At 64.1% G+C, this 13,335-nt stretch carries 12 protein-coding genes; 6 read left to right on the top strand and 6 right to left on the bottom strand.

Features of this window, described 5'->3' with window-relative positions; genetic code table 11:
- Positions 1-29: 29 nt before the first annotated feature.
- Both nagA and NN5_RS08620 read right to left on the bottom strand, forming a co-directional pair.
- Entirely contained in the window at positions 30-1,181 is a 1,152-nt protein-coding gene (gene nagA, locus NN5_RS08625; protein WP_067733870.1) for an N-acetylglucosamine-6-phosphate deacetylase, read from the bottom strand.
- The gene (locus NN5_RS08620; protein ID WP_067733869.1) at positions 1,178-2,233 is read right to left on the bottom strand and encodes an SIS domain-containing protein; all 1,056 of its coding nucleotides are present in this window, start codon (positions 2,231-2,233) and stop codon (positions 1,178-1,180) included. The genes nagA and NN5_RS08620 overlap by 4 nt, the downstream gene beginning before the upstream one ends.
- A 116-nt stretch (positions 2,234-2,349) precedes the next feature.
- Between NN5_RS08620 and NN5_RS08615 the strand changes: the two genes are divergently transcribed.
- From NN5_RS08615 to NN5_RS08605, 3 genes are all read left to right on the top strand, one after another.
- Positions 2,350-3,231, top strand: coding sequence for a protein phosphatase 2C domain-containing protein (locus tag NN5_RS08615; protein WP_067733868.1), 882 nt, complete (start codon positions 2,350-2,352; stop codon positions 3,229-3,231).
- 143 nt (positions 3,232-3,374) lie between these two features.
- Entirely contained in the window at positions 3,375-4,265 is an 891-nt protein-coding gene (locus tag NN5_RS08610) for an N-acetylmuramic acid 6-phosphate etherase (protein WP_067733867.1), read from the top strand.
- A 6-nt stretch (positions 4,266-4,271) separates the two neighbouring features.
- Positions 4,272-5,003 carry a GntR family transcriptional regulator gene (locus NN5_RS08605; RefSeq protein ID WP_067733866.1) on the top strand — a complete coding sequence of 244 codons (732 nt, stop codon included), beginning with the start codon at positions 4,272-4,274 and terminating at the stop codon, positions 5,001-5,003.
- A gap of 108 nt (positions 5,004-5,111) precedes the next feature.
- On the opposite strand, the gene NN5_RS08600 is transcribed toward NN5_RS08605, so the two are convergent.
- A complete protein-coding gene (locus tag NN5_RS08600) occupies positions 5,112-5,630 on the bottom strand; it encodes a hypothetical protein (protein WP_067733865.1) in 519 nt (172 codons plus the stop codon).
- A gap of 192 nt (positions 5,631-5,822) precedes the next feature.
- Here NN5_RS08600 and NN5_RS08595 point away from each other — a divergent pair, with 192 nt between their 5' ends.
- Entirely contained in the window at positions 5,823-6,461 is a 639-nt protein-coding gene (locus NN5_RS08595; RefSeq protein ID WP_067733864.1) for a TetR/AcrR family transcriptional regulator, read from the top strand.
- Between the two features lie 80 nt (positions 6,462-6,541).
- Positions 6,542-6,883: a hypothetical protein gene (locus NN5_RS08590; protein WP_084384822.1), complete on the top strand. Its 342-nt coding sequence runs from the start codon at positions 6,542-6,544 to the stop codon at positions 6,881-6,883.
- Between the two features lie 449 nt (positions 6,884-7,332).
- On the opposite strand, the gene NN5_RS08585 is transcribed toward NN5_RS08590, so the two are convergent.
- The 3 genes from NN5_RS08585 to NN5_RS08575 are packed head-to-tail and all read right to left on the bottom strand — an operon-like array spanning position 7,333 to position 10,333.
- Positions 7,333-8,670, bottom strand: a complete 1,338-nt coding sequence (locus NN5_RS08585) for an MFS transporter (RefSeq protein WP_067733863.1) — start codon at positions 8,668-8,670, stop codon at positions 7,333-7,335.
- A gap of 60 nt (positions 8,671-8,730) precedes the next feature.
- Complete coding sequence (locus NN5_RS08580) at positions 8,731-9,735, bottom strand: FecR family protein (protein ID WP_067733862.1); 1,005 nt, start codon at positions 9,733-9,735, stop codon at positions 8,731-8,733.
- Positions 9,665-10,333 (bottom strand): RNA polymerase sigma factor, encoded by a 669-nt coding sequence (locus NN5_RS08575; RefSeq protein ID WP_245656358.1) that lies wholly within the window; start codon positions 10,331-10,333, stop codon positions 9,665-9,667. Before NN5_RS08575 ends, NN5_RS08580 begins: the two co-directional genes overlap by 71 nt.
- A 151-nt stretch (positions 10,334-10,484) precedes the next feature.
- On the opposite strand from NN5_RS08575, the gene NN5_RS08570 reads away from it, so the two are divergent.
- On the top strand, positions 10,485-13,316 hold the full coding sequence (locus NN5_RS08570; protein WP_067733860.1) for a TonB-dependent receptor: 2,832 nt from the start codon (positions 10,485-10,487) through the stop codon (positions 13,314-13,316).
- Positions 13,317-13,335: the final 19 nt, after the last annotated feature.

Genomic DNA, 13,335 nt, shown 5'->3' with positions numbered 1-13,335 from the left:
CGCAGGGCAGTCTTCGAGCAGACCGGGTGTCATTCGGGATGGTCCATCCGCGCGCCGCCGATCCACGTGGATTGCACAAGGCGCGCTTCGTCAAGGTGGACGAGGTCTGCGCGCAGGCCGGGGGCGATCGTCCCGGTCTCGCCATCCAGCCGAAGGAAGCGCGCGGGATTGCCGCTGGCCATGCGCGAGGCGGTGACGATGTCGCAGCCGAGCATGTCCATGGCGTTGCGCAGCGCATCGGCCATGGTCAGCGCGGACCCGGCCAGTGTGCCGTCACTGCCCCGGCAGGTGCCGTCCACCATCACGATCTCGCGGCCCATCAGCGTGAAGCGCGTGGCCGTGCCGCCCACGGGGGGCATGGCGTCAGTCACCAGCATGGCGCCCTCCACGCCGCGCGCGAGCAGGGCCACGCGCAGGCTCGCCGGATGGACGTGGTGGCCATCGACGATCATGCCGAAGTGCGTGGAACGGCTTTCCAGTGCGGCCCCGACAAGGCCCGGCTCGCGGCTGAGAAACTGCGTCATCGCGTTGAACAGGTGGGTGAACCCGGCCAGCCCTTCGCCGAGCGCCGCGCGGCCCTGTTCGTACGTGGCGAGGCTGTGCCCGGCACATACCAGAACCCCGGCATCGGCCAGTGCCTGCACGGTGCCGGGGGGGGGCAGTTCCGGCGCGAGCGTGACCACGCGGCGGCCGCGCGTGGGGGCGGAGAGGCGCGCGACCACGTCCGCATCGATCGGTGCGATCCGGCTGGCGTCATGGATGCCTTTCTTTGCCGGATTGAGATGCGGCCCCTCTATGTGCAGGCCCAGCACGCCGGGAACGCCCTCGGCCAGCGCCGCCTCGCCTGCCGCCAGCGCCTTTTCGACCACGGCAGGGTGATCGGTGATCAGCGTGGGCAGAAGGCCGGTCGTGCCGAAGCGGCGATGGGCGGCGGCGATGGCGCGGATGCCGTCGACGCTGGGACTGTCGTTGAACAGCACATCGCCGCCGCCATTGACCTGGGTGTCGATGAAGCCGGGCAGCAGCCAGCCGCCGCCCAGGTCCTGTACTTCGCAGCCTTCGGGCAGGGCGTCCGCTGGGGCGAGACCGGCGATGCGCGCGCCGTCGACGAGGAGCGCCTCTCCCTCGATCACGCGATCGGCGAGCACGATGCGTGCGCCGGTCAGGGCGGTGCGGGTCATAGCGTGCGGGTCACTTTGTTGAGATGCGGCGGACGGTCCGGATCGTAGCCGCGCGCCAGTGAAAGTGCGTTGGCGAGGCCGTAGAAGCTCTGCACTTGCGCAATCGCACCGAGCACCGGATGCACATTGGTTTGCGTGGGCAGCGCCAGACTGGCGTCCGCAATATCTTCAGGATGGCCGGAGGCAATCACTGCCGCGCCGCGCGCGGTGAAATCCGCCAGCCGTTCGCGCAAACCGGCGCGCGCCACGTCGAGCGGCCCGAGCGCCAGCACGGGATCGCCTGCGCCGACCAGCGTCATCGGCCCATGCGCCACTTCGGCGCTGCTGAAGGCTTCGGCGTGCAGACCGCATGTCTCCTTGAACTTGAGCGCGGCTTCGCCTGCGATCGGCAGGGTGGGGCCGCGGCCCAGTACGAACATGTCTCGCGCGCTTTGCAGCGGTGCCACGGCGGGCGTCCAGTCCGCAGCCGCTGCCTGTCCGAGAATGTCGCCGGTGGCATCGAGGGCATGGAGCAGGGCGCCGTCCTGGCTCCATTCCGCCACCAGATGGGTAAGTGCGACAAGCGTGCAGATGAAGCTCTTGGTGGCGGCGACACTGGTTTCCGCACCGGCGTGGACGGGGATCACGATGTCGGCAAGGTCTGCGAGCGGCGAGCCGGTGTCGTTGACCAGAGCCACCACGACAGCGCCCTGCGCCTTGGCATCTCCGGCGGCGGCCAGCAGATCGGGGCTGCGTCCGGACTGGGAGATCGCAAGCATGGGGACGCCGCGGAAGCGCGGCGAGGTGGCGTGATAGAGCGAGCCGATCGAAGGCGCATGGCTGAGCGTGGGAATGCGTGCGTGCGTTTCGAGCAGGACCTTGCCGAAGGCCGCCGCATGATCCGAACTGCCCCGTGCGAGAGTCGCGGCGAACGGCGGGGCGAGTTCACGCAGGCGGCGGCCCGCATCGCGGACAAGTCCGGCGTTGAGTGCAAGCTGCCGCGCGGCGCGTTCCGGCGCCTCGGCGGCCTCTAATGCCATTCTGGTGGGAGTTTCGGGGGGTATGGAGCTCATGGGTTTGTGAATACCAGTTTGGCAAATTGACACAAGTGGTATTGATATGGTTACATGGTCCAGCGGGGTGGATTGACGGGGCTGTGTCTTGTCAAACGTTCGAAAGGAGTATTCCGTTGCTCAGGATCGAAATTGCCGCCTCCGATGGTCAGAGTCATGTCAACGAGGATTGCGTCGGGCACTTCGGCCCGGCGGCCTGGGTCATCGATGGTGCCACCGGGGTCGGTGGCAGGCTCACGGAAGAAGCCAGCGATGCGGCATGGCTGGCGCGAACCGCCAGCCGCCTGCTGGCGGAGACTCTGGAGCGGGAACCCGATATGCCGACACGCGACCTGTTGCGTGCAGTCATGGCGCAATGCGGCGAAGCGCTGGAGCAGGCCAAAGTCCGCGAGCCCGAGGCCGCGCACGAACTGCCTTCGGCCGCATTCGCCATGGTGCGGGTGATCGATGGTGAGGCTGAATTCACGGCACTAGCCGATTGCCGGGTTGCGGCGCTCGACGCCGATGGCTGTCCGCGGCTTTTCGGCAGTTCGGAGCTCGATGTCCACGCGGACCGCACGCTGACGGCGGTGCGGGGCCTGCTCGCGGAAAATCCGGCGATGACGTCGCGGGACCTGCACGAGCATCTCCTGCCGGGGCTGCAAGCCACCCGCCAGCGCATGAACTGCGAAGGTGGCTATTGGGTGCTCGGGACGAACCCGGCGGCGGCCGATCATCTCTGGCAGGAGCGGGTGCCGCTGCAGCCCGGCGCGCGGTTCGCCGTGGCCAGCGATGGATTTCTGCGGCTCGTCGAATTGTTCGATGTGGCCGGGCCGGAACATCTTCTGGCCATGGCCGGTCCGGACGACTGGGCGCATTGGCTCACCCGGCTGCGCGATCTGGAAGCCGAGCCGGGATCGCTGCCGCGTTTCCCTCGGGTCAAGGTGCATGACGATGCCAGTGTCATCGTATGCCGCTGGAGTGGGGTGCCCGAAGAAGGCGGTGCGGCTGTTGAATAACCATTTGAATACCAGTATGTACCTAAAATCTGCTGTGCGATCATGCACGGCGCTTCCGGCGTCCGGCTCTCCTCCTCCAGCCGGGCGCCGGGACTGCTTTCGCAGACGTCGATATGTCCTTTGCCCGACCGGATAACACCACGATGAATACCGAAGCTCTCGATCCCCGCTACCGCGATCTCGATCTCTGGCCGACCGAGCGGGCGGTGGAGGCCATGCTGGAAGGGCAGATGGCGGCGATCGCGGCTATCCATTCGCAGACCGCGGCGATTGCCCGGGCCGCCGAAGCCGCCGCCGCGCGGCTGGGGCAGACGGGACGGCTCGTCTTCGTGGGCGCGGGCACGTCGGGCCGCCTCGCCGTGCAGGACGGCACCGAACTCTATCCCACGTACGGCTGGCCGATGGAGCGCATGGTCTTCCTGATCGCGGGCGGCACCGAGGCGCTGACCGAGGCGCAGGAAGGGGCCGAAGACGATGTCGAGGCGGCGCTGGAAGAGATTGCGCGCCATGCGATCGGTCCTGACGACGTGGTGATCGGCGTCGCGGCGAGCGGACGCACCCCTTATACGGTGGGCGCGGTCGCGGCGGCGCGGACGGCGGGGGCCCTGACTATCGGCATTGCCAACAATCCCGGCTCCGTGCTGCTCGAAAATGCCGAGCACGGCATTCTGGCTGTGACCGGCAGCGAAGTGGTGGCGGGCTCGACCCGGATGAAGGCGGGAACGGCGCAGAAAGCGATCCTCAACCTGCTGTCCACCGCGATCATGATCCGGTGCGGTCTTGTCTATGATGGCCGCATGGTGGCCATGCGGATTTCCAATGCCAAGCTCCTGCAGCGCGGCCGGGCGATGGTTCAGGACATGGCCGGGGTGGATGCGGAAACGGCGGCCGCGGCGCTCGATTTGGCGGGCAAGGATATTCGTCTGGGCGTGCTGGTGGCGCTTGGCTTGCCCGTGGCAGAGGCGCGCGAACGGCTCGATGCTTGCGGCGGGGATTTGCGCCGGGCCTTGCAGGCGCTGGAAGGGCGAGGCTGACGCGCGATGGAAGAGTTTGCCTGGACGCGGATCGGCGACAGAACGCCGCTGTACCTGCAGCTTGCGCGCAGCCTGCGGGAACAGATTCATGATGGTGTGCTCCATCCCGGCAGCGCGCTGCCGTCCGAGCGCGACTTGTGTGAAATGGCCGGTCTTTCCCGCGTTACGGTGCGCAAGGGCATCGAGCAGCTGATCGATGAAGGGGTGCTTGTCCGCCGGCAGGGATCTGGAACCTTCGTGACCCAGCGCATCGAGGCGCCGGGGGCCAGGCTCAGCAGTTTCAGCGACGATACGCGCTCGCGCGGGGAGGATCCCGGCGTCGTGTGGATCAATCGCGCCCTTGCTCAGCCGACGGAGGAAGAGGCGGCCGTTCTGGGGATTTCTCCCGATGCGAGCGTCGTGCGCCTGAGCCGCGTCCGCCTTGCGGGCGGGGAGCCGCTGGCGATCGAGAATGCCGTGGTTCCCGCCGAGTTTCTTCCCGATATCGGCCGTCTTGGCGACTCGCTCTACAAGGCTCTCGAAGAATACGGCCATCGGCCCGCATCCGGCACGCAGCGCGTGCGGGCGTCTCTGGCCACGCCGACCGAGGCGGGGATCCTGTGCATCGGGCAGAACACCGAGGTCCTGCGTATCGAGCGCACGACAAGGACCAGCGAGGGGCGCGTGGTCGAATTCACGCGCTCGGTCTATCGCGGCGATCGCTATGAGTTCGTGACGGAACTCAGGGATATATCGTGAGGGGTTGAAGCGCCCCGGATTCCCGGAAATCGTTCAGTATCGGAGTGGTGCTTTCGCGGCCGGCTTCTCTCCCGCGCAGGGAGGAAGCCGGCTGGAGAAGGCCTCTGCTCAGCGGGTGATTTCCGACACTGACATGATGTGGTCCTTGTAGCCCGGGAATACGTAATCGAATTCGAGCACGAGCCCTTCACCCAGCGGGCCGTCGACGATCAGGTCGGTCTCGCAAAAGGCCTGCACGCCGTTGCGGCCATAAGTATGGCGGGTGACGCCGCGATAGACGGGAGATGCGTCCATGCGCGCGTCGATTTCGGGATTGCCGGGCAGGGCGCGGTTGACGAGGAACTTGAGGCGGCCGGCAAAGCGCGGATCGGACGCTTCCAGTGCCTGCAGGGCCTGAAAGCGTTCCTCCAGATAGTCCAGCGAATCGATCAGGAAGCCCACGTGGAAGTTGAATTCGGGGTCGCTCGCCTGTGCGGCGTGATAAGCGCCCACCGCCGGGTGTTCGTTCTGCGTGCCATAGCCCAGAACGTCCCGCGCGGCTTTCAGCAGGGCAGCGGTGGCCCCTGCGCGCGCATTGGCGTCGGCCGGTTCATCGTTGCCAAAAGCCGCAGGAGCAAGCGTGCACATAGCGATCCCGGCAAGCAGAAGGGACGAGACGAGTTTTACAGGCAATCCTCTTCGAGATGCGCGCGGGTTTGCGCGTCCTGATTTTCGGGCAGGCTAAGGCCGGGACAACGATCTGTCAATATATCGATCGAAATCGTTCGATTATGCTTCGAGATTGCCCTGAGGGCCCGGCTGTGGAACAACTGCCGAACGATGAACAAAGCGAAAGACCTTCTCAAGCCCAAGGCGGGCCGGCCCAGCGCTGCCCGTGCCAACGCGATCGATCGGCTGATCATTCAGGTCGCCCACGACATGTTCGTGGCTGACGGCTATGACGCCGTGGCGATGGAGCAAGTCGCGCTCGCCGCGAAAGTCTCGAAAGGGACGCTCTATGCCCGCCATCCTTCAAAGGAGGCGCTGTTCAACGCGGTCATCGATGCTTCGGTCAAGCAATGGTCACAGGAAGCCGCGGTCGAAGACTACTTGCTGACCGACGATATCGAGCAGAGGCTGCGGCATCACGCCGTCACGATCGCGCAGTCCTTGCGCAAGCCCGACGTCATGGCCGTGCAGCGGTTGGTGCTGTCGGTGCGTGACAGGTTTCCCGAGCTTGCCAATGTCATTCTCGACAGCGGCTATCTCTATATCATCGATCTGATCGAAAAGGATATTGTTGAAGCTGCCGAGCGCGACGGCAAGCCTGCGCGCGATCCGCGAACCGTTGCGCGTACTCTGGTCGGGGCGCTGTCCGGAATTCAGATCCAGGAAGGCCCCCGGGTTTCTGGCGAGCAGCTTGATTATTTCGCGCAGCGCATCGTCGATCTGCTGATCAGTGGTCGCGACGCCTGGTAGGCTTGATATTCGAACGTAAGTGTGCGATAAAGTCGCAACGGCTCGGGCCGCGATTCGAGAGGATATTTGTACGTAAGGTTATGAGTTTCGTCGCGATTATTGGCGTTTTGGCAGCCGCTCCGGCTATCGCCCACGAAGATACGACCGCGGCAAATGCAGTCGTGCAGGCTGGCGCCGCGGATCAGCTTGCGGTCAAGCACGGCGCGCCCAAGTATACCACGGCTGACACCGAAATCGGCACGCTGCTGGACGATCCCACAGCCAAGGCCATCATTGCCAAGCACATTCCCGGTTTGATCGATAACGACCAGATCGAAATGGCGCGGATGATGACGCTCAAGAGCATTCAGCAGTACGCCCCCGACGACGTGACCGACGAGCGTCTGGCCGCGATCGATGCGGACCTTGCGAAGCTGAAGTAACGCTACTCAGGAAGACCGGCGGCCCTTGTCGCCGCCGGGCAGCAAAAAGGGGTATCGGCTGATTGCCGGTGCCCCTTTTTGCATTTGGTCCCCTCCCTCCGGGGAAGGGGGGACACGGATATTACTTCTCCTGTAGCGGGACACAAGGTTCTGCAATTTTGGGACAAGAGGTTCTGCATAACTCAAATGCCGGTCGTGTCCCAAGTGTAGGAAGGTTTCCCTGAAAGGGTGGCCACCGTCGATCTTCTGGTAGGGGTCGGATGCGAACTCCAACCTGGAGAAGAAGACGATGACCGACGACAGAATGGCCCTTTTTGAGCTGATTGAGCAAGGGGCTGACAGCGGATCATGACAGCGGCCTGAGGCCACTTTCGGGCCGGAGCTGAGGACATCCGCCGATGGACATGAACCCGCCGGTTCAGGCGGCCTCATGTCCGGTGCAGCGGCGGCTATGACGCGAAATTTGCAGGTTCGTTGTGTCCGGCCTTGTTGCCCCGGTCGATCCACAGGAACACGGCCGTGGAAATCCCGATCATGCCGGCCACATACCAGTAGAAGCCGCTTTCATAGCCGCTTTCCTTGAGCGAGAGGGCGACATATTCGGCCGTGCCGCCAAACAGCGTGTTGGCCAGCGCGTAAGGCAGCGCCACGCCCAGCGCGCGGATTCTGGCGGGAAACAGTTCGGCTTTCACCACCGCGTTGATGGATGTGTAGCCGGTCACGATCACCAGAGCGCCCAATACCAGCAGGAATGCATGGAACGACGTGGTCGTGCGTTTCAGTTCCTCGAATATGGGAACGGTCAGCAGCATACCGGCAATGCCGAAGGAGATCAGCAGCGGCTTGCGGCCGAGCCGGTCCGAGGCCCAGCCCGCCAGCGGCTGGAGCAGCATGTAGATGAACAGCGCCGCCGCCATGATCCCGGTGGAGGTTTCGCGGCTGAACCCGGCGCTGTTGACGAGGAATTTCTGCATGTAGGTGGAATAGGCATAGAAGGCGAGCGTGCCCCCTGCCGTCAGGGCGATGACCACCATGAACTGGCGCGGGTGATAGCGCAGCAGGGCCATTCCGCTGGATTTGGGAGCAGGTGTGGCGGTGGATGGCTGGTCTTGCCCCAGTTTCTGGAAATCGGGCGTTTCGGCCATCGAACGGCGGATGAAGAACACGCTGAACGCGAGCACACAGCCCATGGCGAAGGGAACGCGCCAGCCCCAGGCTTCCATCTGTGCGTCGGTCAGCAGCGCCTGCAGGACCAAGAGCACGCAAAGCGCCAGCAGCTGGCCGGCAATCAGCGTCACGTACTGGAAGCTGGAGAAGAACCCGCGCAGTTCGCGCTGGGCCATTTCCGAAAGGTAAGTCGCGCTCGCGCCGTATTCGCCGCCGACCGACAGACCCTGCATCAGGCGGGCCAGCAGCAGCAGCGCGGAGGCCCAGGGGCCGATCTGCGCATAGCCGGGCGTCAGCGCGATCAGCAGCGCGCCCGACCCCATGAGAATGACTGATAGCGTCAGCCCGGCCTTGCGGCCCTTGCGGTCGGCATAGATCCCCATGAGCCAGGCGCCGAGCGGCCGCATGAGGAAGCCGACGGCAAAGATCGCGGCAGCATTGAGCAACTGCGCCGTGGGATCGGCCTTGGGGAAGAAAACCGGCGCGAAATAGAGCGTGAAGGCTGAATAGACGTACCAGTCGTACCATTCCACGAGGTTGCCGAGAGCGCCCCCGAAAATGGATTTGAGCGGGCTGTGGCGGCCCGAAATGGCCTGCCGGATAGAGGTGTTATCGTGCATATCGGTCAAGACGAGCGGGGCCGGCAATTCTGCCAGCGCCGGGGCGCGGGAAGTCGCATGTCAGGTTCCTTCGGCCGGAACGCCGGCGGAGGAGGGCGCGTCGCCGGGCATTATGAGGACGCTGTCCTTTCCGGGAACGGCGCGTAGCCCGAAAGCCGACGAGAGAGAGCGGATGAACGTATCGGAATCCGCCGTGTGCACAGTGCCGCCCACTCGCAGCGAGGCGATTTCGGGCGAGCCGATGACCAGCGGCTTGCTGCGATAGCGGTTCAGTTCCGTCACGGCCTGTTCCAGCGTTTCGCCATCGAACGTGATAACGCCTTCGCTCCAGGCGGTGCGGCGCGCCATCTGCGCCGTGCTGAGGCGTGAGACACCCACTGTCCCGCCGCTGACGACGGCATAGTTGCCGGCGGAAACCACGGCTTTGCGATGCCCGCGGTCCGCCACGCCAACCCGTCCGGACATGACGGTCAGTTCCGTCAGGCCAGAGTTCCGGCGCACGTCGAACACGGTTCCCAGGGCCTGGAACGAGGCGTTGCCTGCATCGACCACGAACGGGCGGTTCGGGTCATGCGCGACGGAGAACCGGGCTTCTCCCTGCAACAGGTGGATATGGCGCAGCTTCTTGCGCAGCGAAACCTCGACCGTGCTGCCGGTATTGAGCCGGATCGTGCTGCCGTCGGCCAGATTGACCACGCGCTCTCCGCCAATGGCGGTACTGTAGCGCTGCACGTCCATCCATTTCTGCAGGCCGACAGTCACGCCCGTGCCGACGAGTGCGGCCAGCACCAGTCCCACCAGCGCGCGGCGGCCGAACATGGCTTCGAAACGGCCGGCAGGGCCGGCGACCTCTTCGGGCACTTCGGGCAGGTGGGATTCCCCCAGCCGCCCGGACAGTTCCCAGCTGGCTTCGGCCTTGGCGAAAGCATAGCCATGCGCCGGATCGCGCTCTACCCAGTCGTAGGCGCTGTCCCAGTCACCGCTTTGCTGTGCCTCAAGATACAGCCGGGCTGCTTCGGCTTCGATCGCCGACCAGTCCCTGGCTGTTTTCCCGCGACGATCCAAAACCGAATTCCTCATGATCACCAATCGCACGCATGACCTTGAGAGCGGCCCGGGCGATGTGTTTGTCTACAGTAGAAACGGACAGGCCCATTTCTTCTGCTATTGCCTTCACGGGTTTACCGTGCACGCGGCGCAAAATAAATGCTCGGCGGCATTGTATCGGCAGCGTGTCGATGATGGCTTCCAGGCGGCGCAGCTCGTCGCGGGCCTGGAGCTTGCGTTCGGCGGAAATGTCGTCGGCGATCAGGTCGAGATCGGCAATCACTTCGTAAGAGACGACTTTCGAGCGCCGTGCCTCGTCGATGATCAGGTTGCGGGCGATGGTGAACAGATAGCCGCGTCCGTTGGTGATGCGGGTGAAGTCGTCCACCGCGAAAGCCCGGGTCATCGTTTCCGATACCGTGTCGTCGATTTCGTCCGAATTCGCCATGATCCGGCGTAAACGGGCCCGCAGCGCGGCCTCGTGCGGCAGCACAGTCTGTTTGAACCAATCGAGTTTCCGTCTCGCCGGGTGCACGCAATATCCCCTGTCAATGGTGTCCCATTTTCCAGAATGCCGTTGTGATTTATGCTGTTGCGTGCAGTCCGGCAGTTCCAACGGTGCGGCCGCATCTCTTTCAAGAGCACCCCGTAAGTCAGATAGATTTTCGGCCAATGCAACAATTTTGTGACGCCGGGTGGCAGATTTGGCGGGGTGTTCCGTTTCAGGGGGTAACGTTCCTCAAAACCAGCAGGGGGCTGATCCCAGGATGTCATACAAATCTGCTCGACATGAATTCGCCTACGTTCTGGCATCGGTGCTTGCGCTTGGCGCGGCGCCGCTTTCGGCACAGGCCAGTCCCATCGACGCCAGCGTGCCCGCCCGGCAGGATGCGATGGATTTCGCGATCCCTTCGCAGTCGCTCAAGTCCGCGATGGCGGCTTTTTCCCGCCAGTCGGGGCTGCAGGTTCTGTTTCCCTACGATCGCGTCCAGGGGATGCGCACCCAGGCCGTTTCGGGCCGGATGACGCCGGACGAGGCGCTGCGGCACATGCTGGCCGGGACGGGGTTGAGGATCAACCATGCGGGGCCTCGCGGCGTGGCCCTGTCGCTTGCACCGCAGTCCGTCCCCGGGCGCGGCGCGGTGCAACTCGCGAGCGGGGAGGGCTCCGGCCCTGTAGCCTTCCCCGTGACCGGGCAGGCGACGGCGGCGCAGGCGGCCGCAACGCCCCGGCGTGAAGAAGCGGAAGAGCAGAAGGACATCGTCGTCACCGGTTCTCGCGGGCTTCCCCGCACTGTGGCCGACAGCCCGACGCCGGTTGACGTGATTACCGGCAAGGATCTGGAAAAGACCGGTAAGCCCGGCCTGCTGGCCGCGCTCAATACGCTGGTGCCGTCCTTCAACTCGCCGACGCGGGCCGGCGGCGGCACGTCCACCATCATTGCGACGGGTGGCCTGCGCGGTCTCAATCCCGATCAGACGCTGATTCTCGTGAACGGCAAGCGCCGCCACAAGACCTCGCTGATCAATGCCGTGTCCTCGCTCTACAACGGTTCGGTTCCCGCCGATCTCAACCTCATCCCGACTTCGGCGGTCGATCACATTGAAGTGCTGCGGGACGGTGCGGCGGCGCAATATGGCTCGGACGCGATTGCCGGGGTGATCAACATCATCCTGAAAAAGGATGTCTCGGGCGGTTCCGCCAGCGTGACGGCAGGCCAGAACATGGACCGCTCCGATGGCGAGACCTATCTTGCTTCGGCGAACGTCGGCACCGCGCTGGGCAATTCGGGCTTTGCGGACTTCTTCATCGACCTGAAGAAGCAGAAGGCGTCCAACCGCGCGAAACCCATCAGCTCGGATATCGCGCTCTACACGCCGATCGATGGCGCAGCCGATCCGCGTGAGGCAACCGCTGACCGCCTTATCACCACGAACTACGGTGCCTTCCCGCAGGAAGGTTTCAATCTTGGCTATAATGCCGGGTACGATGCCGGTGATGTCCACATCTATTCGTTCGGCACTTTCAGCCAGCGCAATTCGACCCTGAACTACACCTATCGCTATCCGTCGAACGCGAACTCGCTGCCGGAAATCTATCCCAACGGCTTTCGTCCCAAGATCAGCGTGCATGAACAGGACTATGAGTTCGCTCTGGGCGTGAAGGGCATGATGAGCGGCTGGGACTGGGATCTCAGCACGACTTACGGCAAGAACCGTGCGCGGCAGACGGCCAGCAATACGATCAACGCCTCGCTTGGCCCGACGAGCCCGACAAACTTCTACGTCGGCACGCTGCAGTCGACCGAATGGGTCAATTCGTTCGATGTCACCAAGGGTTTCGATGTCGGCGGCAACCTGCAGGTTTCGGCAGGTCTGCAGCACCGTCTGGAAACCTACGGCGTCTATCAGGGCGACGAATATAGCTATGCTGCGGGCGACTACACTTACGTCAACAGCAATGGCGTTACGGTGACGCCGTCCGCCGGTGCGCAAGGCGCCGCCGGCTTCCAGCCCGGAGACGAGGGGCACCTTACCCGCAACAACCTCGCCGCCTACATGGACCTGGCCTACGACCCCAATCCCAACCTGACTCTGGGCGGCGCGGTTCGCTTCGAGCACTATGACGACGGTTCGGGCAACACGCTGATCGGCAAGTTCAACGGGCGCTATGCCCTTACCGACTGGGTGTCCTTGCGCGGCGCGGTCAGCACCGGCTTTCGTGCACCGGGTCTGGCGCAGCAGATCTACGCATCGACGACCGGGCAGTTTCGCGTGATCGATGGCGAGCAGGTCCTGCTGCAGATCAAGACGCTGCCGGTCAATTCCGCCGCGGCCATCGCCCTTGGCGCCAAGCCGCTCAAGCCGGAGAAGTCGACCAACTTCAGTGCGGGTATCGCCCTGACCCCGCTCGATCGCCTGAGCATCACGGTCGATGCCTACCAGATCAAGGTGAAGGACCGCATCGCGATCACCAGCACGCTGACCGGCGATGCCGTGACAGCCATCCTCGTGGCCAACGGCATCGACGATTACATCAGCGCCCAGTACTACACCAATGCCATCGACACCCGCACGCGCGGTATCGACGTGGTCGCGACCTACCGCCACCCCATCGGCAGCTTCGCCAACATGCAGTGGAACATCGGGTACAACTACAACAAGACGATCATCACCCATATCGCCGACAATCCGGAAGAGCTGTCGTCGCTGGGGTCTGACTACGTGTTGTTCGGTCGCAACTCGCAGGCCAACCTGACCAAGAACCTGCCCAAGAGCAAGCTGGTGATCGGCAACCTGCTGACGGTCGGCGACTTCACGCTCAACACCCGCGTGGTGCGCTACGGCAAGCTGGCTTCGATCCAGAATGCCGAGTCCAGCGACCGTTATTTCGGCGCGAAGTGGATCACCGATGCCGAGCTTGCCTGGCAGATGACCGAGAAGCTGAACATCGCGGTCGGCGCGAACAACCTGTTCAACGTCTATCCCGACGCGAACGGTGTTTACAGCTCTGCCTACGGTTCGGGCATGTATCCGACGACGGCGCCTTACGGCTTCACCGGCGGATATTACTACGGCCGCCTCACGGTTTCATTCTGAACCAGCCGTGCCGGGCCGG

This window comes from Novosphingobium naphthalenivorans NBRC 102051 (genome assembly GCF_001590985.1).
In the GTDB taxonomy this organism is placed as follows: Bacteria; Pseudomonadota; Alphaproteobacteria; order Sphingomonadales; family Sphingomonadaceae; genus Novosphingobium; species Novosphingobium naphthalenivorans.
Note: the sequence above shows the minus strand (reverse complement) of the source record. Positions and strands in the feature narration are given on the sequence as shown.

Bases quoted from the DNA above. Each gene is read 5' to 3' on its own strand.
- nagA (WP_067733870.1), bottom strand. From the start codon at position 1,181: ATGACCCGCACCGCCCTGACCGGCGCACGCATCGTGCTCGCCGATCGC.
- NN5_RS08620 (WP_067733869.1), bottom strand. From the start codon at position 2,233: ATGAGCTCCATACCCCCCGAAACTCCCACCAGAATGGCATTAGAGGCC.
- NN5_RS08610 (WP_067733867.1), top strand. From the start codon at position 3,375: ATGAATACCGAAGCTCTCGATCCCCGCTACCGCGATCTCGATCTCTGG.
- NN5_RS08605 (WP_067733866.1), top strand. From the start codon at position 4,272: ATGGAAGAGTTTGCCTGGACGCGGATCGGCGACAGAACGCCGCTGTAC.
- NN5_RS08600 (WP_067733865.1), bottom strand. From the start codon at position 5,630: ATGTGCACGCTTGCTCCTGCGGCTTTTGGCAACGATGAACCGGCCGAC.
- NN5_RS08595 (WP_067733864.1), top strand. From the start codon at position 5,823: ATGAACAAAGCGAAAGACCTTCTCAAGCCCAAGGCGGGCCGGCCCAGC.
- NN5_RS08590 (WP_084384822.1), top strand. From the start codon at position 6,542: ATGAGTTTCGTCGCGATTATTGGCGTTTTGGCAGCCGCTCCGGCTATC.
- NN5_RS08585 (WP_067733863.1), bottom strand. From the start codon at position 8,670: ATGCACGATAACACCTCTATCCGGCAGGCCATTTCGGGCCGCCACAGC.
- NN5_RS08570 (WP_067733860.1), top strand. From the start codon at position 10,485: ATGTCATACAAATCTGCTCGACATGAATTCGCCTACGTTCTGGCATCG.